This window comes from uncultured Microbulbifer sp., from assembly GCF_947489355.1.
GTDB lineage: Bacteria > Pseudomonadota > Gammaproteobacteria > Pseudomonadales > Cellvibrionaceae > Microbulbifer.
Map to the genome: position 1 here is coordinate 254,850 of NZ_CANLDD010000001.1, position 22,283 is coordinate 277,132.

Annotated in this window: 24 protein-coding genes; 13 read left to right on the forward strand and 11 right to left on the reverse strand. The window is 57.4% G+C overall.

Annotation, left to right across the window (positions count from 1 at the left end; translation table 11 throughout):
- Window positions 1–13: 13 nt before the first annotated feature.
- The 4 genes from Q1A48_RS01060 to pilG form a co-directional block, all read right to left on the reverse strand.
- Window positions 14–2,155: a methyl-accepting chemotaxis protein gene (locus Q1A48_RS01060; protein WP_299939985.1), complete on the reverse strand. Its 2,142-nt coding sequence runs from the start codon at window positions 2,153–2,155 to the stop codon at window positions 14–16.
- 166 nt (window positions 2,156–2,321) lie between these two features.
- Window positions 2,322–2,861, reverse strand: a complete 540-nt coding sequence (locus tag Q1A48_RS01065) for a chemotaxis protein CheW (protein WP_299939987.1) — start codon at window positions 2,859–2,861, stop codon at window positions 2,322–2,324.
- Window positions 2,862–2,877: 16 nt separating this feature from the next.
- A complete protein-coding gene (gene pilH, locus Q1A48_RS01070; RefSeq protein WP_299939989.1) occupies window positions 2,878–3,240 on the reverse strand; it encodes a twitching motility response regulator PilH in 363 nt (120 codons plus the stop codon).
- 250 nt (window positions 3,241–3,490) lie between these two features.
- Window positions 3,491–3,886 carry a twitching motility response regulator PilG gene (pilG, locus tag Q1A48_RS01075; protein WP_020413651.1) on the reverse strand — a complete coding sequence of 132 codons (396 nt, stop codon included), beginning with the start codon at window positions 3,884–3,886 and terminating at the stop codon, window positions 3,491–3,493.
- A gap of 346 nt (window positions 3,887–4,232) precedes the next feature.
- On the opposite strand from pilG, the gene gshB reads away from it, so the two are divergent.
- From gshB to Q1A48_RS01115, 8 genes are all read left to right on the forward strand, one after another.
- Window positions 4,233–5,189, forward strand: coding sequence for a glutathione synthase (gene gshB, locus Q1A48_RS01080; protein WP_299940001.1), 957 nt, complete (start codon window positions 4,233–4,235; stop codon window positions 5,187–5,189).
- Window positions 5,190–5,291: 102 nt separating this feature from the next.
- Complete coding sequence (locus Q1A48_RS01085; protein ID WP_299940003.1) at window positions 5,292–6,200, forward strand: energy transducer TonB; 909 nt, start codon at window positions 5,292–5,294, stop codon at window positions 6,198–6,200.
- A gap of 35 nt (window positions 6,201–6,235) precedes the next feature.
- Complete coding sequence (locus Q1A48_RS01090; RefSeq protein WP_299940005.1) at window positions 6,236–6,820, forward strand: YqgE/AlgH family protein; 585 nt, start codon at window positions 6,236–6,238, stop codon at window positions 6,818–6,820.
- 32 nt (window positions 6,821–6,852) lie between these two features.
- A complete protein-coding gene (ruvX, locus tag Q1A48_RS01095; protein ID WP_299940007.1) occupies window positions 6,853–7,284 on the forward strand; it encodes a Holliday junction resolvase RuvX in 432 nt (143 codons plus the stop codon).
- A gap of 81 nt (window positions 7,285–7,365) precedes the next feature.
- Window positions 7,366–8,283 carry a hydroxymethylbilane synthase gene (gene hemC, locus Q1A48_RS01100; RefSeq protein ID WP_299940010.1) on the forward strand — a complete coding sequence of 306 codons (918 nt, stop codon included), beginning with the start codon at window positions 7,366–7,368 and terminating at the stop codon, window positions 8,281–8,283.
- Between the two features lie 13 nt (window positions 8,284–8,296).
- The gene (locus Q1A48_RS01105) at window positions 8,297–9,067 is read left to right on the forward strand and encodes a uroporphyrinogen-III synthase (protein WP_299940013.1); all 771 of its coding nucleotides are present in this window, start codon (window positions 8,297–8,299) and stop codon (window positions 9,065–9,067) included.
- A gap of 120 nt (window positions 9,068–9,187) precedes the next feature.
- Window positions 9,188–10,531, forward strand: a complete 1,344-nt coding sequence (locus Q1A48_RS01110) for a uroporphyrinogen-III C-methyltransferase (RefSeq protein WP_299940016.1) — start codon at window positions 9,188–9,190, stop codon at window positions 10,529–10,531.
- The gene (locus Q1A48_RS01115; RefSeq protein WP_299940019.1) at window positions 10,528–11,778 is read left to right on the forward strand and encodes a heme biosynthesis HemY N-terminal domain-containing protein; all 1,251 of its coding nucleotides are present in this window, start codon (window positions 10,528–10,530) and stop codon (window positions 11,776–11,778) included. Before Q1A48_RS01110 ends, Q1A48_RS01115 begins: the two co-directional genes overlap by 4 nt.
- A gap of 771 nt (window positions 11,779–12,549) precedes the next feature.
- Here Q1A48_RS01115 and Q1A48_RS01120 read toward each other — a convergent pair.
- Window positions 12,550–12,849: a hypothetical protein gene (locus tag Q1A48_RS01120; protein WP_299940022.1), complete on the reverse strand. Its 300-nt coding sequence runs from the start codon at window positions 12,847–12,849 to the stop codon at window positions 12,550–12,552.
- A 246-nt stretch (window positions 12,850–13,095) separates the two neighbouring features.
- On the opposite strand from Q1A48_RS01120, the gene Q1A48_RS01125 reads away from it, so the two are divergent.
- The gene (locus Q1A48_RS01125; protein ID WP_299940025.1) at window positions 13,096–13,569 is read left to right on the forward strand and encodes an META domain-containing protein; all 474 of its coding nucleotides are present in this window, start codon (window positions 13,096–13,098) and stop codon (window positions 13,567–13,569) included.
- Window positions 13,570–13,701: 132 nt separating this feature from the next.
- Window positions 13,702–14,127, forward strand: coding sequence for an META domain-containing protein (locus Q1A48_RS01130; RefSeq protein WP_299940028.1), 426 nt, complete (start codon window positions 13,702–13,704; stop codon window positions 14,125–14,127).
- Between the two features lie 163 nt (window positions 14,128–14,290).
- On the opposite strand, the gene smrA is transcribed toward Q1A48_RS01130, so the two are convergent.
- The 6 genes from smrA to Q1A48_RS01160 form a co-directional block, all read right to left on the reverse strand.
- Entirely contained in the window at window positions 14,291–14,878 is a 588-nt protein-coding gene (gene smrA, locus Q1A48_RS01135) for a DNA endonuclease SmrA (protein ID WP_299940031.1), read from the reverse strand.
- Between the two features lie 19 nt (window positions 14,879–14,897).
- A complete protein-coding gene (locus Q1A48_RS01140) occupies window positions 14,898–15,761 on the reverse strand; it encodes an NAD(P)-dependent oxidoreductase (protein WP_299940034.1) in 864 nt (287 codons plus the stop codon).
- On the reverse strand, window positions 15,754–16,206 hold the full coding sequence (locus tag Q1A48_RS01145) for a thioesterase family protein (RefSeq protein ID WP_299940037.1): 453 nt from the start codon (window positions 16,204–16,206) through the stop codon (window positions 15,754–15,756). The genes Q1A48_RS01140 and Q1A48_RS01145 overlap by 8 nt, the downstream gene beginning before the upstream one ends.
- Before the next feature lie 167 nt (window positions 16,207–16,373).
- The gene (gene secB / locus Q1A48_RS01150) at window positions 16,374–16,871 is read right to left on the reverse strand and encodes a protein-export chaperone SecB (RefSeq protein ID WP_299940040.1); all 498 of its coding nucleotides are present in this window, start codon (window positions 16,869–16,871) and stop codon (window positions 16,374–16,376) included.
- Between the two features lie 160 nt (window positions 16,872–17,031).
- On the reverse strand, window positions 17,032–17,292 hold the full coding sequence (grxC, locus tag Q1A48_RS01155) for a glutaredoxin 3 (RefSeq protein WP_299940043.1): 261 nt from the start codon (window positions 17,290–17,292) through the stop codon (window positions 17,032–17,034).
- A 100-nt stretch (window positions 17,293–17,392) separates the two neighbouring features.
- Complete coding sequence (locus tag Q1A48_RS01160; RefSeq protein ID WP_299940046.1) at window positions 17,393–17,809, reverse strand: rhodanese-like domain-containing protein; 417 nt, start codon at window positions 17,807–17,809, stop codon at window positions 17,393–17,395.
- 229 nt (window positions 17,810–18,038) lie between these two features.
- Between Q1A48_RS01160 and gpmI the strand changes: the two genes are divergently transcribed.
- The 3 genes from gpmI to Q1A48_RS01175 all read left to right on the forward strand — a co-directional run bounded on the left by gpmI (window position 18,039) and on the right by Q1A48_RS01175 (window position 22,232).
- Window positions 18,039–19,586: a 2,3-bisphosphoglycerate-independent phosphoglycerate mutase gene (gene gpmI / locus Q1A48_RS01165; protein ID WP_299940049.1), complete on the forward strand. Its 1,548-nt coding sequence runs from the start codon at window positions 18,039–18,041 to the stop codon at window positions 19,584–19,586.
- Window positions 19,586–20,713 (forward strand): peptidoglycan DD-metalloendopeptidase family protein, encoded by a 1,128-nt coding sequence (locus Q1A48_RS01170; RefSeq protein ID WP_299940051.1) that lies wholly within the window; start codon window positions 19,586–19,588, stop codon window positions 20,711–20,713. The genes gpmI and Q1A48_RS01170 overlap by 1 nt, the downstream gene beginning before the upstream one ends.
- 160 nt (window positions 20,714–20,873) lie before the next feature.
- Window positions 20,874–22,232 carry a S41 family peptidase gene (locus tag Q1A48_RS01175; RefSeq protein ID WP_299940054.1) on the forward strand — a complete coding sequence of 453 codons (1,359 nt, stop codon included), beginning with the start codon at window positions 20,874–20,876 and terminating at the stop codon, window positions 22,230–22,232.
- Window positions 22,233–22,283 lie beyond the last annotated feature (51 nt).

Genomic DNA, 22,283 nt, shown 5'->3' on the forward strand with positions numbered 1-22,283 from the left:
AATTGTATTTGGGTCAGGCCAGAGCCCGGCCTTCGCGAGAGCCCAAAGCTGCGGGCTCCTCACTTTCGATGGTGAAACTGTCCACGTCCATTTCCGGTAATTCCACGTCATAGGAATCACTGTCGGCCTCGAGGCTTTCATCCTGAGGCAGTTTGAAGCCGGCAACGGAATCGCGCAGTGCATTGGCCGTTTGCGCCAGATTACCAATAGACTGTGCCGTTGCCTGGGTACCTGCCGAGGTCTGGGAGGTAATTTCCTGAATCACGTTCATCGTATTGGAAATATGCCCAGCAGAGGAGGCCTGTTGGCGCGCGGCATTGGAGATGTTCTGAATCAGAGAGGCCAAGCTGCCGGATACGTTTTCGATCTCCTCTAGGGCAACCCCCGCGTCCTGGGCCAGGCGGGCTCCACGCACCACCTCCGTGGTGGTTTGCTCCATGGAGATGACCGCTTCATTGGTGTCAGACTGAATTGCTTTCACCAAGCCTTCTATCTGTTTGGTTGCAGCGGCGGAACGCTCCGCCAGTCGCTGTACTTCATCCGCAACTACCGCGAAGCCCCGGCCTGCGTCACCGGCCATACTCGCCTGGATGGCGGCGTTTAATGCGAGGATGTTGGTCTGGTCTGCAATGTCGTTAATCAGGCTCACAATATCGCCAATCTCCTGGGACGATTCCCCCAGCCGCTTGATTCGCTTGGAGGTATCCTGGATCTGCTCACGGATGTTGTCCATACCCTTGATGGTGTTCTGTACCACCTTGGCACCATTGCTCGCGATATGTACTGAGCGCTCCGCAACCTGGGCAGATTCGGAGGCGTTGGCAGACACCTGGTCAATGGTAACCGCCATTTCATTCACCGCAGCGGAGGCCCCGGCAATTTCCTGCGCCTGGTGCTCAGAGGCCTCGGCGAGATGCAGAGCGGTCTGCTGAGTTTCCTGGGACAGGCCGGATACTTCCTGAGCAGCACCGTTAATCCGCGATACCAGCACGCGCAGTTGGTCAATAGTAAAGTTGATAGAATCGGCAATCGCACCAGTAAAGGCCTCGGTTACCGTGGCAGAGGTAGTCAAGTCCCCATCGGCGAGATCCGCCAGCTCATCCAGCAACTGCATAATGGCCTGCTGGTTGCGCTCGTTGGTATCCGCCTCCTGCAGCAGGTTGCGGCGCGTACCGGAGATAACCATTCCCATCATGACGAAAATCAGCAGTACGAAGGCCGCTGCCAGGATAGTAATCGTCATATTGTTTGGCTGGCGTTCGTTCGCGAGATTCACGATTCGATCATTCAGCGCGCTCAGGGCTTCGAGTAACTGCGGTGAGGAGGCGATAATGCCATCTGATGCCTGGCGCGTGGCAAATAGGGCCGGGGTCGCCTCAAAGATTTCGCGCACAGAGGAACTTACAAACTCAAACAACTCCGTAATTTCATCCAGGGAACGGCGCGCTTCATCGTCGCTAACACGGGAAATGCCCATCACCACGTCACCGCTTTTCATACCGTCCACGACCTTACCGAAAAGACTTGCATCGGTATTGAACTGGTCCGCAGCGGCTTCGGCATCATCACCCCCCTGGAGCATCTTGTCGATATTCCGGCCTATCCGTTCCGCGCGCCAAACTTGCAGTAATGCCTGCTCCACCTGATTGGCCGGGGCGGTGTTGGCCAGCAGGATCTCAACGATATTGTTGTGCTCCGCCTGCAGCTCGGGAAGAGAAGCGCTCAGAGTGGTGGCAACGTCATTCAGGAAGATAATGGTTTCCTTATTGCCGAGAATGGTGCCCATCTGCTCGCGCAGCTTGCGCCAAACCTGTCCATAGGCAGCCAACTCGGCGTCGAGTGTGCGGCGGCTGCCTGCATCCATTTGCTGCAACTGGTTCCAGGCGTTGGCCATTTGCCCAGACACTTTTTCCAGCTCGACAAATGCTTCCTCATCCCCTGAGGTAGCGGCCGGTGCGTAGGAAACCACCTGATAAGAGAGCGCACGCAACTCCGCCACTTGCTGCAGGTACTCTTTATCGCGGTCACTGCGGGTCTGCACCAGATAGATACTGACGACTAGTCCCGCCAGTACGGCGAGTACCAGCAGGCCCAAACCCAACGCGGCAGGGTCACTGCGCAACGCGGAAAAGGAACTCTGGGAGCCTGTTTTCATAGTTCACTCCTAGCGGGCCCAGGTATCAGGCCGGATTAGTACCACTTGACTTCTAACACTTAAACAGCAATCACCTTCAGCCGATGCGTCCATTCCTGCACCGCCTGCGGGCCACCCCCGACACTGTCAATAAAGTGAAGCGTCGGTAAAAATGGGCTTGGATTTTCTACTGAAGGGCGGCATCCATAAAACGGCCATCTTTGAGCAGGGCCCGCATATCGAACACCAGCCACCGGTCCCTCTGCAAAATAAACTGGCCCTGCACCATGGGTGCAAATGACTCAATCAAATCTGTTGGCGCTTCCTGGGCATATTCATACGCCAGGTGTTGCATGCCGTGTAATCTTTCCACAATCAGGCCCACATAGGTTTTTTCACGTTCAAGCGCCAACACTCGTCGCTGCTGTCGCGGGCCGTTAAGGTGGCCACCGTAAAATGCGGCGAGATCAATCAGAGGTAACAGGCGGCCACGTACGTTGGATACGCCTTTCACCCAAGGCTGGACACCGGGGATGAAGGTGTATTGCGGCACTTCGAGCAGTTCCACAACATCATCCATAGAGGCGACGAAATTATGCTCGAGAAGAGAGAAGCCGATCCCACTCCAATATGGCTTGATTTCCCGGCGCGCGGGCAGGCCGGTGGACTGCGCCTTGGCACGCCGCGCAATATCAATCAGGGCCAAATAGGGTATTGTTGTCTGCACACTGAGCAGCTGGCCGTCAGGCCAACACCTCCCCAATCACGCTCAACAGCTTGCCCTCGTCTACAGGCTTGGTCAGATAAGCCCTGGCACCCTGGCGCATGCCCCAGACACGGTCTGTGTCCTGGTCTTTGGTCGTCACAATAATAATTGGGATTCCCGCAGTGCTGCTGTCCTTGCTCAGCTGACGGGTGGCCTGGAAGCCATTCAGACCGGGCATTACAATATCCATCAGAATAAGATCCGGGCACTGCGCGCGCGCCACCTCAACACCATTTTCGCCATTGAGCGCTGTGATTACCACATGTCCGTTTTTTTCCAAAATTGTGGTCAATTTGTGTGTTTCAGTAGGAGAGTCATCCACTATTAGTACTTTTGCCATCATTTTCCCCATGACATCTTATAATCAGCTAATCGGCAGCCGCGCAACCACGATCGAACTTGGCGGTTTGCTTGTTACTTTCTTGTTAGCATGTCCAGTTTGCACTGACTATCAGCTACTTCTCGGCCAAACCATTTCCCAGGCTCCCACAGACAAGGAGATATGTGCGCCACTTAGGATCATTACTGTCTTAGTTCCCAGGTGCCAAGCCCCCGGAGCCAGCCATACACTTTTTTGTTAGCCACAATTTTCAGGCTGCGTGATGTGGCTTGGCATGGGCAGAGATCGCACCCAACAATTCACTTTTACTAAACGGCTTGGTTAAATATTGATCGCAACCGACAACACGCCCCTTTGCCTTATCGAACAAACCATCCTTACTCGACAACATAACGACAGGAGTAGAGCGAAATTCGCTGTTATTTTTGATCAGAGCGCAGGTTTGATAACCATCCAGGCGCGGCATCATGATATCGACGAAAATAACATCCGGGCGGGAGTCCGCGATTTTCGCCAGCGCATCAAAGCCGTCCGTTGCAGTAACGACCGTACAGCCCGCCTTCTGCAACAGTGTTTCGGCAGTGCGGCGAATTGTCTTACTGTCGTCGATCACCATAACAGTCAGGCTTTCCCAGTTCAGCTCCATAGTTTTTTTGACTCCCCTGTTTACTTATTGTCGGACACGCGAAAGCGTTTACTTGCACCCTTGGTGAACCGCATAGGGGGTCTGGGTGTCTCGCCTAGCCAAGATCGCACACTGGAGGAACTTTTATCACAGAACCCCAGGTTAATCTACCAGACTCGACAAACCCCTGCGATGCGGTTCAAATTATCATCACTTTGCGCTCGAACCCAGTACAGCATGTTAAAGTTGCACCCTGGTGAAGCTGCTTTTACCTTATCCATCCTACCAAGTCGGGGGTGGCAGCCTACACTGAGCCACAACCACCACAGCGCGGGGTAAAGCTATCCCGCCAGAAACGGAAATCCCTATGAATTTCTCCCTCGGTGTGGTGATGGACCCCATCGCCCAAATCAATGTTAAAAAAGATACAACACTTGCACTGTTACAGGCCGCACAAGACAGTGGTTTCCAGCTATTTTATTTCGAGCAGACCAGTCTGTACCTGGATAACGGCCGTGCCATTGGCTGTGGACGGCCACTGCAGGTTTTTGACCACGCCGAACGCTGGTTTGCTCTGGGGGAATCCAGGGAGATACATCTGGGAGAGCTGGACACCCTTCTAATGCGTGTCGACCCCCCTTTTGATAACGAGTATATCTATTCCACTTACATCCTCGAGGCGGCAGAACGCGAGGGCGCACTGGTGGTCAACAAGCCCCAATCCCTGCGCGACTGCAACGAAAAAATTTTCGCAACCAGTTTTCCACAGTGCTCCCCGCCAGTACTGGTAAGCCGGGATATGCTCAGATTGCGGCAGTTTCACCAGACACACAGGAACGTTATCTTCAAACCCCTGGACGGCATGGGTGGGGCGGGGATTTTCCATTGTAAACCCGACGGCGCCAACCTCGGGGCGATACTGGAGATGCTCACTAAACACGGTCGCCGGCAAATTATGGCGCAGCGCTATATCCCGGAAATCAAGGATGGCGACAAACGTATTCTGGTCGTTGGTGGACAGGCGGTACCCTATTGTCTTGCCCGCATTCCTGTAGCCGGAGAAACGCGCGGCAACCTGGCCGCGGGTGGGCGCGGTGAAGCTCGTCCTCTGAACAATCGCGATCGCTGGATTGTCGAGCAGGTCGCGCCCACGCTGGAAGAGAAAGGACTGCTGTTTGTCGGTCTGGACGTCATCGGGGATTACCTCACCGAAATCAATGTCACCAGCCCAACCTGTGTGCGCGAAATCGATGCGGCCTATGACACCAAGATCGGTGCGCGACTGATGCGCGCAATCACACACCGCCTGGCACAAAAAGGGTAAACTGGGACACTTCGAATTCAACCCAGGCCGCTTGCCGGCAGCTAGACCAAACGGACAACCAGTTAAAGGGCTTGACGCAACAGGTAGTAAAGACCGCACACGATGAACTCCACCGCCAACACGGCATCATTTAACTCTGCCCAGCGCGAACGCTTTGTATTCTCCCTGTTTCTCGCCGGCGCCATCCACGCTCTGATTATTTTTGGAGTGGCTTTTGCCGCGCCCGAGGGCAGCCAGTCATCCCCCACACTGGAGGTAACCCTGGCCCAGCACCGCTCGGCACAGGCACCGGTGGATGCCGACTACCTGGCCCAGCACAACCAGCAGGCCAGCGGCATCTCGGATACCCCCAAAGAACTGTCCAGCAACCGCCGCGCGGAGTTTGCCGATACACAGATTCACGATGTGAATCCACTGCCGCAGCAACAGGCAGAGCGCCCGGCAGACCAGCGACGCCAGTTGGTCACCACCATTGGCGATAGTCCGCTGCAGGCGCCGGAGCTGCCCGCAGAAGACAAGCGCTCAGAGGAAAAGCGCGGCGACGCCCCCAGTGACCTGGACCGAACTAATCCGAAAGTTACCAGCCTGCAGGCGCGCCTGGATAAAATCCGGCAAACCATTGCCCGGCGCCCGAGGGTGAGGCGCCTCACCTCAGTGGCGACCAAAGCCTCTGCAGATGCCGCCTATCTGCACGAATGGCGACAAAAGGTGGAGGCCGTGGGCAGCGACAACTTTCCCGAGGAGGCCCTGCAACAACAGATCACCGGCAGCCTGCGAATGATGGTGCGCCTGCTGCCCAGCGGCGCCGTGGAGGAAGTGGTCATTCTCGAATCCTCCGGCGAGCGCATTCTCGATGATGCGGCCCAACAGATCATACACCTCGCGGCACCCTTTGCGCCCTTTCCAGCGCAGATCCGCAAGGAGGCCGACAGGCTGGAAATTATACGTACCTGGCGTTTCGAAATGACCGGGTTTTCCACCTCCGCAGGTGACCCGCCCAAGCGGGGCTAAACTTGCCTTTCACTCAGGCGACCTAGAATCAAGCTATGCCCAGATCGAACATCGACAGTGACTTGACCCACGCCAGCCTGCGCGGCCAGTTCCTACTGGCCATGCCCGGTATGGAAGACCCCCGCTTCAAGCAGACCGTAGCCCTGCTTGTGGAACACAGTGATGAGGGGGCTATGGGTATCGTGATTAATGCCCCCAGCAAGGTCCATTGGAAAGAGGTATTCGAACAGTTGTCCTTGCAGGACTCCAGTCAGCGCGGAGGCGAGACGGTGCTGCTGGGCGGCCCCATTTCCCCGGAACAGGGCTTTGTCCTGCACGGGGCCGGTATACAGTTCGACTCAACGACTGAGATCAATACGGAGATCAGCCTCACCGCCTCCAAGGATATCCTCGAATCCCTCGCCGGCGGACACGGCCCCGACGACGTGCTGCTCGCACTTGGCTACGCCGGTTGGGAACCTGGGCAACTGGAACAGGAACTGGTCGGCAACGCCTGGTTGACGCTACCGGCAGAACCAGAGATCCTGTTCGCTACACCGGTAGAGAAACGCTGGCAGAATGCTGCCGCGCGCCACGGCATCAACCTGTCCGGGCTCGGCTCGCAGACCGGTCACGCCTAGCCAGCGCACACCAATCCAAGCATATCCACCCCATGAGTAAACCCATTACTGCCCTTGCCTTTGACTTTGGTACCTGCTCCATCGGCCTCGCGTTTGGCCAGAGCCTGACCGCAAGCGCCAGGGAACTGTCCCCCCTGCCGGCAAAGGAGGGCAAACCGGATTGGGAAAACGTGCAGCGCCTCATCGCAGAGTGGCAACCCCATTACCTGCTGGTGGGTCTGCCCCTGAATATGGATGGCAGCGAGAGTGCACTGAGCGCCCGAGCACGCAAATTCGGCCAACGCCTGCACGGACGCACCGGGTTGCCGGTGGCATTTATCGACGAGCGTCTCAGCACCCGCGCCGCAAAGGAAGAAGCCCATGAGCGTGGTCACCGCGGTAATTACGCCAGGGATCCGGTGGACTCGATCGCCGCACGCATCATTCTGGAGGACTGGCTGCGCGCGCGGCAGTCTCCAAACTGATATTTCCCTCGGTCTGTAAAAGCCACGACACCCCTCCCTTTGGTAGAATTGTCCCACCACTCAAACAGATGATCGAGCAGAATGCCCATTTCCCGTATCCGTATCGCTACGCGCCAGAGCGCCCTGGCACTCTGGCAGGCCAATTACGTGAAAGACCGCCTGCAAGGGGAACACCCGGGCTTACAGATTGAGCTCTTGCCTCTCACCAGTCGTGGCGACCAGGTTCTGGATATGCCCCTGGCCAAGATTGGCGGCAAGGGGCTTTTCGTGAAAGAACTGGAAGTGGCCATGCTGGCCGGGCGCGCGGACATCGCCGTTCACTCCATGAAGGATGTCCCGATGGAGTTCCCCGCAGGATTGCACCTGCCCGTGATCTGCGCGCGTGAAGATCCCCGCGATGCCTTCGTCAGCAACCTGCATACCAGCCTCGAAGAGCTACCCCGGGGCGCCGTAGTGGGCACCTCAAGCCTGCGGCGACAGTGCCAGCTGCTGGCACGTCGTCCGGACCTGCGGATCAAATTCCTGCGCGGCAACGTCAACACCCGGCTGGCAAAGCTCGATGCTGGGGATTACCACGCCATTATTCTGGCGGCGGCCGGCCTGCTGCGCCTGGATATGCGCGAGCGCATCCGCAGCTACCTGTCTACCGATATACTGTTGCCCGCCGGCGGCCAGGGCGCGGTGGGCATCGAATCCCGCCGCGACAAGGCTTTGGAAGCCCTGCTGCAACCTCTGCACTGTGCCAAAACCGCCGCTCGCCTCAGTGCAGAGCGCGCACTGGTCAAGCACCTCAACGGCGGCTGCCAGGTACCTATCGGCTGCTATGCCGAGTTGCAGGATGGTTCTCTTTGGCTGCGCGGCCTAGTGGGCAGCCCGGACGGTTCCACGCTGATAAGGGCAGAGTGCCGCGGTGCTGCCAGCAGCGGTGCGGTGCTCGGCACACAACTGGCGAAGCAGTTGTTGGCCGACGGCGCCGACAAAATACTCGCGGCTATCTGAGATTGATACCAGCATGCCAGGTTCACTGCACGGCAAACGCATACTCACGACACGCCCGGCCCACCAATCCGCCAACTGGTGCGCACAGCTGCGGGCTGCCGGCGCACAGGTCGACAATATTCCCATGCTGGCCATCGAACCCCTCCGGGAGGCCAGTGCGTTGCAGGCCATCAAAACCCATACCCTCGGTTTCGATCAGGTGCAAGAAGCCATCTTTGTGTCACAGAATGCCGTCTACTATGGCGTGGAATGGCTGGAGGACTACTGGCCGCAATTACCCCAGGGGCCGCGCTATTATGCGATTGGCAGCGCAACGGCAAAAGCCCTGCTGGAGCGCGGCATTCCCTGCGCGCAAGATAGTGGGCACATGACATCCGAAGACCTGCTCGCACTGCCATCCCTGCAACAGGTGGCCGGACACCGTATCCTGATTTTCAGCGGGGTCGGTGGACGCACTCTGATTGGCGATACTCTCCGCGCCCGCGGCGCCATGGTAACCTATTGTGAATTGTACCGGCGCACTTTACCCCCCGGCGCTCCAGATACACTGGCCAGCTATCCGGCAACCCCGGATGCCATCAGTGTGCACAGTGGTGAAGCCCTGGCAAACTTGGCGCACTGTATTGTGCAATCCGCGCGAGGGCAATTGCAGTATGCTGCGCTTATTTGCCCCAGTGTGCGGGTTGCCAAGCAGGCACGCGCACTGGGTTTCAAACGCCCTTACGGTGCCCAGAATGCCGGCGGCAAGGCCATGTTGGACGCACTGCACAGTGCTCTGGATTGAATTGCTATCGAATTCTCCGCCGTATTGGGATGAAAGTCTTACAAAGAGCGCCACCCTTCCTATAAAGGTTGGCGCCACTCGCTATAATTCGACGACAATTTCCATCTGCGCTGTTATGCCATGACCGACAAAAAAACCAAGGACAGCCCTCGCGCAAAAACCACCGCGCCGGCCAGTGATTGTACAGACAGGGCGGAGCAGAAAAAAAACTTCGCCAAGGCAGCACAGGCAAACCCGGCGGGCAAGATGTTGCCAGACCCTGCCAAGTCCGGAAAAAGGAGCGGCCACTGGTGGTGGCTGGTGTTCTTTCTGCTACTGATCGCCCTGATTGCCTTTGCCTGGTTCAGCTGGCCACAACTGCGTACCCGCATCAGTAGCCAATTGGATTTGCCGCCCGCCAAACAAGGTGGACCAACCCAGAGTGCCGCAGATGCTCAGGAACAGGCAGACGCCACCCGTGTGTCCGCGGCTCCAACCGAACAGCCACCGCAAACGGAACCCGAGCCGGATCTTGCGCAGTCCTCCCGGCCGCCCTCACAACCGGCAACCCCGGCCCGGAACCAGCAACCCGACCGACATCAACAGGCGGATGCCAACCTGGGCAACCAAATACAGTCACAGGCCCGCACAATCGCAGAACTGCAACAAAAGCTGGCCGGTTTGCAGCGCAGTGTCACCGCCCAGGGCAACCGCTTGAACGAGTTGGGCAATGTGACCAGGAAGGACTGGCAGCTGGCGGAGGCCGGTTATCTGCTGCGCATGGCCAATCAACGCTTGATGCTTGAGGATGACAGCCGCGCCGCTTTGGGACTGGTGGAAGAAGTGGACAGTATCCTGCGAGGAGTGGACCTGCCGGATTTGTACGGTGTGCGCCAGCAGTTGGCCCAGGATATCACCGCGCTCAAGCTGGTTCAAAATATCGACCGCGAGGGGCTCTTCCTGCGGTTGCGCGCTTTGGAAGACGCGCTGATCCGCGCCCGAATCCAGCCGGAGTTTGATATGGCCCAACCCCAGCCAGAGGAGAAGGGGGAGCAGGCGCAACCCGAAGAAGCACCCCTGCCCCCCTGGAAACGGGGCTGGCAGAAATTTACCCGCTTCCTGCGGGATTCAGTGCGCCCCATTGATGGCGATATCAACCCGGTCATGCTTTCCCCACAAAGCGAAGCGCGTTTCCGCCAGACCCTGCGCCTGTATATGGAACAGGCGCAGCTGGCACTGCTGCGCGGCGACACCACAGTGTACAAGGATGCCCTGGGCAGCGCCCGTGAGCTGCTGCTCACCTATGGCACGCCCAACCCGCAACGCGATACCCTCGCCCAGCAACTGGCCGAACTCAGCGAGCAGCGCATCCAGGCACAGATGCCCAACCTGAATACCTCACAGGTGGCACTGTACAATTACATTGAGCGACTGCACAAAACCTCTGGCCAAGATGCCAATACGCAGGGAGAGGGCGCCCAGTGAGGAAAGTTCTTTTTGCAGCCCTGGTACTACTGCTACTGGGCGCTCTGTTTCCACAAGTCAGTAACAATTACCCCGGCTATTTGGTGATTGGGTTTGGTGGCGAACTCAATAAGGGCTACGAAATGAACCTCTGGTTTGCCTTCGTTGCATTGCTGGCAATACTGTGCGCCCTGTTCATGGCGATCTGGTTGGTACTCAGCCTGGTGGGCGCAATCAAAGGCAGCGTTGACCGCCTGCGCTTCGGCCGCCAGCGCGTGGCGCGCCGGCGTCTCACCAGCGGATTGGTGGAGTTTATGGAGGGCAACTGGTCCCGCGCACGGCGCCAGTTGTTGAAAAGTGCCCCCCGCTCAGAGGCACCACTGATCAATTATTTGGCAGCCGCACGCAGTGCTTTTGAATTGGGCTTTCGCGAAGAGGCCAATGAGCTGTTGGCGAAAGCGGAGGCCTGTAGCGAAGATACCCGCCTCGCCGTGGCCCTGAACCAAGCGCGTATGCAGTTGCAGGACAAGCACTATGAACAGTGCATCGCCAGCCTTAAGCGCGCCAAGCAACTGGAACCCAAACATCCGGCTCTGCTACAGCTACTTAAACAGGCTTACTACCTGCTGGGGGACTGGAGCAGCCTGCGCGAGCTGCTGCCGGAGCTGGAAAAGCACGCCAGTATGAGCAATGACGAGCTGCAGCGACTGGAATTGCAGATCTATCAACACCAGTTGGATGAGGCTGCCAGTCGTAACGACAAAGACCGGCTCCTGAGTATCTGGCACAGTCTGAACGGACGCTGGCAGCGCCATATGGCATTGCGCAGCCTCTACGCAAGACAGCTACACCAGATTGGTGACGACACCGAAGCGGAAAAGCATTTGCGCTGGCTGCTCAACCGGGAATGGAATGCCGAGCTGTGCGACCTGTACGGCTGCCTCATCGGGGGCAATCCCGCAGCACAGCTTTCCACCGCCGAGGGCTGGCTTAAGGAGTACGGCGAAAGCGCAGACCTGCTGACTTGCCTCGGCCGTTTGAGTATGCGCAACGAACTGTGGGGTAGGGCCCAGCAGTATTTCGAGAAAAGTCTGCTACTGCGCCAGGACCCGGTTACCTCTGCGGAACTGGCGCGCCTCCTCGGGGCACTGGGGGACAAGGACAAAGCCGCACAGCTTTATGAGGAGGGGCTGATGCAAGCCGTCAGCAACCTGCCGCAATTGCCAATGCCCAGCCGGGATTCACCGCTGCTGGGTGCGCAGGCCTAATTGCCCGTTTCCCACAGGGTCCAACTCTTTAGCAGACAGGGCTTGCTCGGATGATCACGTAGCACCGGGTTCGATCCTTTTGATGTACCCAGACACACAGCATCTCCATGCTCTTTATGACTCTTCCAAAGCTTCACATTTTTTTGGCTACAAAAAAATTATGCTAGAGATTACCCACACCACCAAAATTACGAGAGGAACCCAGCCGAACTTTCCCAATTCCACTCTAAAAAATAGGTTGAATACGCTACCAACCCAAAAAAACCACTCAAGAAAAATCGATATGAGAAAAGCTCTTTCAAATAAAATAATACAGGTTTCATAATAATTAAAATCCCGGTGGACCTTGCCGCCTTCTGACGATAACCCCCTCATCATTAACTATAATAGTTTCCGTAATAATAAGGTTCTCAAGACCACTATCATTGTGGAACGCTGTTACGAAATCAGCTCTAATCTCCTGGATAATTGTGTCCCCTACCTGCAAAGCATAACCAACTTGAGTATCAGTAAGGATTCCTTTAGCTGTAACCGCGCCACCTATTATTGAGCCTGCAATCCCGCCTACCCCACCGCCAAATGAAGCTTATAAAGTAGTCTTCACCGCAGTACGCATATTGTTCAATGACTGGTGCTCTGCAATCTGATCTGGAGTTGTGAATGTTTGTGAGCGCATTGCGCACAAATTGGAATAACATTTCAATTTCTCAAAGTTGCCGCCAACTGTATTCACCTTTTGTGCAAAGACATCACCCCGAGGCCAGTCGTACCTTAACTTTCCATTTTCCCTAGCGCAATCAACGAGTTAGCAACCATTTTTCCCGGCGCCACTGGCTCTTCACCATTTTTTTGCCCCGACGCGGGTTTTACCTTAGCCGGATGTTTTTCCAGAGGCAACGGCCCCTTCTGTTTAGCCGCGCAGGCGCGCCAGCGCCTTGGCGCCGACAGGCGGCTAAACCCGAGGGGCGTTTGCCCCTCTTGGTGGTTGGCTAGAACGGTGGTGCCGCCTCGTCGATGGCTTCGATCAGGTGCCGGCATTCCTGTTGCAGCAGCTTCACGTAATACTGCCATTCGGTATCAAGCCGCTCCCAGGCTTCGATAACGCTCCAGCCTTGCGGTAGATATCCGCCCTATCGGTGGCAGGCCCGAGCGTGGCGACAATTTTTGTGCGTCTGTTCATGCCAAACCGTCTTCATTGGGCAATTTTCCCCGTCACAGGGGAAGCATAGCTTGTCACCCTTATCGACTCGTCATAGTGCGCAACAACTAAGCTAAGAAAAGCGGGGGCAGGGTCAGCGATAAAGGAGTCAATCGCCGATGCGCAGGTTGGTGCAACTGTGGCTGCTGGGAATCCTACTGCCTATTGGCGGATGCTTGACAAGTGGTGTGGAAGAAGCCAGGGTCGTCCAGTCGACAGGTAATATGGACGCAGTATGCGGTAAGAAGTGGCAGCTTGTGCGCCTCCGGATCAACGGCACTGCCATTGCGGTACAAGGACCTGCAAATTTCACTTTCGTGTGTAACCGCGACGGCAACGTGGTGGGCCGCAGTGGCATCAATACCTATCGTGGCGTATTACAGGTCACCGACAATGGCCAGCTCCTGTGGGATACCTCCAGCTTCGCATCCACCAAGATGAGCGGTCCGGAAGTGTTGCTACAACAGGAGAACACCTACTTACGCGCACTCGCCGGCACGCGCCAGGCATTCACAAAATCCCGGGGCAAGCGCTTGATTCTGCGCGACGTATCGGGTGAAACCTACATAGAATATGTCAATGTCGGACCTTGAACACCCGCACAGACGGCTGGTAGTTTTCGAGGTTAAATGCCATTAAAAAATAAGAGCGCCCCTATGCTGCAATCCCCAAAGCGCCTCCAACTTATCCTCACAATAGTGCTCCCCCTTTTATTTTCGGGGTGTATGACCTCTGACAATCCCAGACAGGCCCTCGGGCAATCCGCCTGGTCCGCATGCGATCACGAGTGGATTCTGTCAAATATGATGGATGGCGAGCACACCTATCAGTACCGGCTTCTATGGAGAAAGTTTTGGCGGGACCGCCCCTTCTTTACCTGTGACCGCTTTGGGTATGTGCGTGGCAGTGGCGGTATCAATCCCTATCTGGGCCGGTTCTCTCTTGCAGGCCATGGCGAACTGTCCTGGCCGCGCCCCCCGGACATCTCGCGCATAGGCAGAGTCTATCCCAGTGACGCGCTGGAAGCCGATTATTTGCGGGCACTGCGAAAAACCCGTTTTCTCGAAGTGGTGGGCGACCATTTGATCCTGCGCAACGGCGACAAGACCACGCTGCTCGAATTCGAGCGCGTCGAGGACATTATGCGTTAGGTTACCCTATCGGCCTTGTGCGCGCGCAACGGCCAAAAAAAAACGACCCAGAGGGTCGTCAATACACAATCAAGAGGTAACAAAAAGAGAAGCAAGCACATAAGGGGAGCCTTGCCTCAGTATCTTAATCGGCAAAAGTGACAAATAAATGACAAAGAAAACATCAGCAGCGCCGCTGATGTCTTTCTAGATTTTCCTGTCGCTTGCGCCTACTTTTGCGCAGCAATAGGTAGCTAGCCCCCATACCACCGTGCTGCTTTTGGGCACTGTGAAAAGCCAAGACTTCTTCCAACTGAGGCAACCAGTGATTAATACAGCTCTTCAGCAGGCCCGGTTGCCTGCGGCCCTCACCTTTGCCGTGGGTAATCAGAGCGCAACGCACATCTGCCTCGATACAGTCCCGCACGAATTCCACTACGGCAGTACGCGCCATCTCCACGGAGTGGCGGTGAAGGTCGAGGCGTGCATCCACCATGTATTTGCCCAGGCGTAAATTGCGAAACACCCCGTTTTGCACCCCATCTCGCTTGAATGTCAGTGGATCCCAGGGGGCCACCGGTTCGAGATACTCGCCGGAGAGGGGATTCATTTCGCACCCGGTCTGGCGGGTGGCGGCAGCGCGGCGTTCCCGCGACACCAATTCCGTGGGCATGTTTTCCCTGCGCAGGACAACGCGGCACTCCTGCACCAGAGGCTGGACACCCCCAAGCTCACCGAGGGCGTCTTTAAACAGTTTGCTGTCGCTGCTCACACAATACCTCCCACCAGCCTCAATCGAGAAACAAATCCCTGGTCAAACTGTCCGCGTTGGCCGGATTGTGGGCATAGTCAACGAAATCCCTGACACCGCGCTCTGCCAGTAGCTCTTCATCAATCAGTTGACGCCCTGTGAGTGCGGCGTCTTTTGTGGCCAGTACTTCGTAGGCAGCATCCGCCATAATCGCGGGGTTGCGGCTCTGCTCAAACATCTCGCGGTTGCCCACAGCAAATTCAATAGCTGCGGTGGCCACCAGGGTGCGCGGCCACAGGGTGGTCACACTCACACCGATCTCGCGCAGCTCCTCCGCCAAGCCCAGGCTAAGAATCGTCATGCCAAACTTTGACAGGGCGTAGGGGGCAAAGGGGCCCAGCCATTTGGGTTGAAGATTCAGTGGCGGGCACAGGCTGAGGATATGGGCGCTGTCCGATTTTTTTAAATAGGGTAGCGCCAGGTGTGCCGTCAGGTACACCGCGCGGCTGTTGATGCTCTGCATCAGGTCATAACGTTTGGGGGGAGTGGACGCCACATTGGTCAAGCTGATGGCGCCGGCGTTGTTGACCACCGCGTCGATACCGCCAAACTTGTCCGCGGCCTCTACCATCGCTTCCTCTACCCGCTGCACATCGCGTACATCCACTTGCAGGGCAAGGGCCTTACCCCCGGCGTTCTCCACTTCCTGAGCCACCGAGTAGATGGTACCCGGCAGCTTGGGATGGGGCTGTGCGGATTTGGCGGCAATCACGATATTAGCGCCGTCAGCAGCACACTTGAGCGCTATAGCGCGCCCTATGCCGCGGCTGGCACCAGTGATAAAAATGGTCTTGTTCCTCAGGGTCCCTGTGTTCTCGGTCAGGGTAATAAACTCTTCACTCACTTTTCTCAGCCTCCCGGGCAGTCACTACGGAACCGTAGATTTTCTTGAAGATCGCCGGCATGCGCTTCGGCCTGCCACTGGACAGCGCAATGCACACCATCCGCCACCGGGCCCGCAATACCTCTGCCCCATCGGCGGCGCGAAAGACCTGAAAGCGACGGATCACCCTCAGACCCCCGTCTACATCGGTTAACCAAGTGCCAAATATCAGTGCATCCCCCTCTCTCGCCGCCAGTATATAATCATACTCACTATGACGGATGGCCATTCCGCGGTCGAGTTCCTGGTAATTCGTGACATCCAGCCCCAGTGCTGCGCTGTGGGCCCAGGCGGTGGCCTCACACCAGTGCACACACTCAGCGTTGTTGGCATGGCGCAGACCATCCACATGGTGTGCGCCCACAAGCACTTTTCGGACAAAGGGGTTCGGTAAATCCCATTGCACAGGCAACTCCCGACTCATTATCAGCAATTATTTACTCTACAAGACACTCACTTGATCGTGAGACTGAGGCAGTGGAGAAAGTATCCCACTGGGCTTTTCCCCTGATTAAAACGAATAACAGATATAAAAAAAGGCCCCTCAGGGCCTTTTTATCATGCCATCAGCAGTTAAGCATCCGCTTGTGCCTGGGTACCCTCAGCCTGCTTTTGCGCCTGGTTCAAAGCTGTTGCGAACAGCGCATCGAAGTTGACCGGCGGCAGCATCAGAGCCGGGAAAGAGCCTTTAACGACGGTGTTGTCGATCACTTCACGGGCGTAGGGGAACAGAATTTGCGGACAAGCAGTATTCAGCGCCTGAGCCAGTTGCTGGCCTTCCAGTCCTTTGATACCAAACAGGCCAGCCTGCTTCACCTCCACCAGAAAGGCAGTCTCCTCCTCCAGTTTGACGGTAATAGTGAGGGTCAGCGCCACTTCGTACAGGTCTTCATCAATCTTGACGGTCTTGGTGTTCAGTTCCTGGTTAACCTGTGGCTTCCATTGCTTTTTGAACACCTCAACGCCCATTGGGGTCTCGAAGGAGAGGTCTTTCAGGTAGATGCGTTGCATCGCGAATTGCACTTTCGGAGCCTCTGCATTTGCCGCCGCGCCATTTAGTTCTTCAGCCATGTTACCGCCTGTTCTTTATATAAAAATTATTGATGCCTTCCATGAGAAAGACTCCGTGTAAGTAAGCCTCCAGATGGGGCCTGCAAATACCGTTTCAAGCCCCGGAATGGATAATAAGCAAACACTGGCGGGTGCAAGTGGCGGGCGGCGCCAGCCTTTGTCAACTGGCGGCTTTAAGCAGGTCGTCGAGCTTGCGTCCGCGTTCAAGGGCCATCAGATCATCGCAACCACCCACGTGGCAATCACCGATCCAGATCTGCGGCACCGAGCGTCGCCCGGCCATGGCCGCCATCTGTGCACGCAAGTTTGGTTTGTTATCCACAGCAATCTCGCGATAGGTCACACCCTTGCCGCTCAGCAATCGCTTGGCGCGGATGCAATAGGGGCAGAAATGGGTTGTATAGATGACTACTTCTTGCATCACTGAATTCCATCAAATGTCATCAATGCCACGCGCCGACCTAGCCCTAGCCCTAGCCCTAGCCCTAGCCCTAGCCCTAGCCCTAGCCCTAGCCCTAGCCCTAGTCCTGGCCCTTGACCAGGGGCAGGTTTTGGTTGCTCCACTCGCTCATGCCACCCTGCAGGCGGCGCACCTGGAAGCCCTTTTGTTTCAAAAGACGCCCCGCGGGACCCGCGTGCTGGCCCAGCTTGTCCGTTACAATCACCATCTTGTCCTTCAAAGGTGCCAATTCGCCGAGGCGATCGGAAAGCTCTCCGTGTGGGATATGCACGGCATCGACGATATGACCGGCGATAAATTCACTGCGATCACGCACATCCAACACCCGCGCCCCATCACTGTTAATCAGTCTGGTCACTTCGTGCAGTGACACAGGTACGCCAGCCCTGAAGCGCTCGCTTACGGCCAGTGCGTAGAGCAGTGCCACAAGCAGGCCAACCAGCAGCCATTGTTCACTCAAAAAGACGAAAAAGTCCACTTCGCCCCCAAAATCCTTAAAGGTAGTTATCGAGATGGCGCGCCAGCGCCAAGGGTGGCGGGAGTATACACTATCCTGGCGAAATTCTAACCAGCTAAACGGTATTACTGGTGCCCTCACATAGACTTTACAAAGTCATACTTGCGCAAATTGACATAGTGAAAGGCGGTCCGAACGGGTTAAAATCCGCGCCCACAGTGCAAATTTTCAGAACAGGAAACCCGTCGCTATGGCCGTTTCGCAAGCTCCGCAAAAGCGCCCTCTAGTCCTGCTGATTCTGGACGGCTTCGGCCACAGCGACAATCCCCGGCACAATGCGATTCACGCCGCGCATACGCCGGTGTGGGACAATCTCTGGGAGAACCGTCCCAAGACACTGATCCAGACCTCGGGCATGGCTGTGGGTCTACCGGATAGGCAAATGGGCAACTCCGAAGTGGGCCATATGACCCTGGGTGCAGGCCGCGTGGTCTATCAGAGTTACACCCGTATCAACAAGGCCATCAAGGACGGCGAATTCTTTCGCAACAGTGCCTATACCGGAGCGGTGGACAAGGCCATTGCCAGCGACGGCGCCGTACATATTATGGGCCTGCTCTCAGAGGGCGGCGTGCACAGCCACGAGGACCACATCGTCGCCATGGTGACCCTGGCCGCCCAGCGCGGTGCCCGAGCCATTTACGTGCACGCCTTCCTCGATGGCCGCGATACACCGCCGCGCAGTGCCGAATCATCTATTGCGCGCCTGATGCAGGTCTGTGACACCCTCGGCAATGCGCGCCTGGCCACCTTGGCCGGGCGCTACTATGCCATGGACCGCGACCAGCGCTGGGAACGCACCGAATCGGTCTACGACATACTGACTCTGGGCACCGCAGAGCACAAGGCCAGTGATGCCCTGGCGGGGCTGAGCGCCGCCTATGCGCGCGGTGAGAACGATGAGTTTGTCGCCCCCACACGTATTGGCGAACCGACCCCCATCAGCCGTGGCGACGCGTTGATCTTTATGAATTTCCGTCCGGACCGCGCCCGCCAGCTGACCCGCGCCTTTACCGATAAAGACTTCAACGGCTTCGAGCGCAAAGCCAGACCGGCACTGGCAGACTTTGTGATGACCACCGAATACGCTTCTGACATCCATGCCAGCTGCGCCTTCCCACCGGAGAAACTGGTGAATTCCCTGGGCGAATACCTTTCCGCCCGGGGTAAAACCCAGCTGCGTATCGCCGAGACGGAAAAATACGCCCATGTGACTTTCTTTTTCAGCGGCGGTCGCGAGGAGCCCTACCCCGGCGAGACCCGCGAGTTGATCAAGTCCCCGAATGTGACTACCTACGACCTGCAGCCGGAAATGAGCGCACCGGAAGTGACCGACAAACTGGTGGCGGCGATCCAGAGTGAAGGGGTTGACGCCATTATCTGTAACTATGCCAATGGCGATATGGTGGGCCACACCGGTGTCTTCGAAGCCGCAGTGAAGGCGGTGGAGGCGCTTGACCAATGTATTGGCCGGGTTGTGGATGCGGCTCTGGCCGCCGGTAGCGAGGTGCTGATCACCGCCGACCACGGCAATGTAGAGGTGATGTTCGACGCCGACTCGGGACAGGTGAGTACCCAGCACTCCACCCTGCCTGTACCGTTTGTCTATATCGGCGCACGCAAAGTACAACTCTGTGATGGCGGCAGTCTGGCGGATGTAGCGCCAACCATGTTAGCGTTGATGGGTCTGCCACAGCCGGCGGAAATGACTGGCCGCAGCCTGGTAAAAATGGACTGATGAAAACACTCGCCCTCTGTCTGATCGCCCTGCTGTCACTGCCCGCCTGGTGCCAGGCACAGGGGGATCAGCAGGCACGTCTCGCGGAAATCAAGCAGCGCATCGAATCCCTGCAACAGGAACTCAACCAGGTGCGTGACCAGCGCGACCAGTTGCTCAAGGACCTGGAAGAAAACGAAAAAAGCATTTCCGGATTCCATCAGCGCATAGACCAAATCAAACGGGAGTTACGCAGCCGCTCGGACAAGCTGCGCGAACTCAAGCGAGAGCAGCTGCAACTGCAGGAGACCCGACGAAGTATGCAGCGGCGGGTCGAGCAGGAGATCGCCGCCGCTTACCGACTGGGCCGGCAGGAGCAGATCAAGCTCCTCCTCAACCAACACGACCCACAAAACGTCGCCCGCCAACTTCACTACCACGATTACTTCCTCCAAGAACGCACCCGCATCATCGATACCTATCTGCAAACCCTCGCCGCCCTCAAGGCGGTAGCCGGTGATATCGAGCGCGCGCGGGCGACCCTGGATGCAAAACGCAAGCAGTTGCAGGAACGCCAGCGCAGGCTGCGCAGGGCCCAGCAAAACCGCAAACGCACTCTGGACAAACTGGCAGCAAGGATCGCCGATGGCGACGGCGAGCTGACGCAACTACAGGGCGACCGCGCACGCCTGCAGAAGTTGATCAACGAGGTGGGCCGCGCCATCGCCTCTCTGATCAGCCCCGGTGAGCAAAAGCCGTTTGCGCGCCAGCGCGGCAGGATGCGCTGGCCAGTAAAAGGGCATCGCACCAACAATTTTGGCGGGCGCCGCGCCAACGGCATTACCTGGAAAGGGGTCACCATTCGCGCCGCCGAGGGCGAACCTGTTCGCGCCGTACACCGGGGCCGCGTGGTGTTCTCGGACTATCTGCGCGGCCAGGGCATGCTGGTGATTCTCGATCACGGCAATGGCTATATGAGCCTCTATGCTCACAACCAGTCCCTCACCCGCAGCCTTGGGGAGTGGGTCGAAAATGGTGACACTATTGCTCGGGTAGGCAACAGCGGCGGTAACGCCCACAGCGGCCTCTACTTCGAAATCCGCTATCGCGGCAAAGCGCTGGACCCCACTGGTTGGTGTCGCAGCTGACCCGCGGCCACTGCGCTCAAGGCTCCCTGTAAGGCAGTTGGACGCATCGCGACTAATCCCCTGGCACAGTAGAATTTGGCGCCCACTTGGAATACCCGCCAACGTCTGCAGTCTACACTTTCGCAAAGCGGCGAAGAAACAAGGCAGAGGTCACAACAATATGTCCACCCCCAAGGCGCTGACCACGTTTCTCTGCACGGCCACCCTCACCGTTCTGCCTTTGATGGGGTTGTGTGAGTCCGATACCCAAAACAAAAGTACTGCCGAGAATGCAGCACGACTGCCTCTCGAAGACCTGCGCAGCTTCGCCAAGGTCTTCGAACAGATTCGCCAGGGGTATATCGAGGAGGTGGATGATCGCACCCTGCTGGAGTACGCCATTAAAGGCATGTTACAGGGTCTGGACCCACACTCCTCCTATCTGGATCGCCGCTCATTCGACGACCTGCAAGTCAATACCACGGGTGAGTTTGCCGGCCTCGGCATTGAGGTGGGCATTGAGAACGACCGCATCACCGTTGTGACCCCGATGGACGATACCCCCGCTTCGCGGGCCGGTCTCAAGGCCGGTGACGTGATCCTGCGCCTGTCCGGCAAATCCATGAAAGGCATCAGTCTCGACGAAGCAGTGGAGTGGATGCGCGGCCCCAAAGGCAGCAGCGTCACCCTGACGATCGCACGCAAGGGCCACAGAGCGCCTTTCGACATCACTCTCAAACGGGATACCGTGCGCGTGCGCAGTGTGCGCAGCAAAATCCTCGATGAGGGCTACGGCTACCTGCGTATCAGCCAGTTCCAACTGGATACTGGTACGGATGTGGCGGAAGCACTGATCAAACTGCAAAATAAGGGCAAGCTCAAAGGCCTGATTATCGACCTGCGCAACAACCCCGGCGGTGTGCTGCAATCTTCGGTGGAGGTGGCCGATGCCTTCCTGGAAGAGGGCCTGGTAGTCTACACAGAGGGTCGCAGCGAGGCTGCCAGCCTGAGTTACTCTGCCGAACCCGGCGATCTGACCGAAGGCACGCCGCTGGTAGTACTGATCAATGCCGGCTCCGCCTCGGCGGCGGAAATTGTCGCCGGTGCCCTGCAGGATCACCGCCGCGCAGTGATCATGGGGACAGGCAGCTTCGGCAAGGGCTCGGTACAAACCGTGATCCCCATTAACAGCGAACGCGCCATCAAACTGACCACCGCGCTCTATTACACCCCCAATGGCCGCTCTATCCAGGCCCAGGGGATCACCCCCGACATTGTCGTAGAGCGGGTCAAAGTAACCCGCTTGGAGGATACGGCGCGCCCGACCGAGGCGGATCTGGCCCGGCACCTGGGCAATGGCAACGGCGGAGCCGATCGCAATGCCGAAGAGCGCGCCCGCAGCGAAGACGCACGCGATAGCTGGCTGGACCGTGACAACCAGATCTTTGAGGCACTCAACCTGCTCAAGGGCCTGAATCTCTACGCGCACCGGGACAGGGCTCTGCGCGCGCGTATTGCCCGTGCAGACGGAAGGCCGTAACGGGCGCACCGCAGACCCGTCGTGCTCCGACGCCATAGCGAGGCGGGGCGC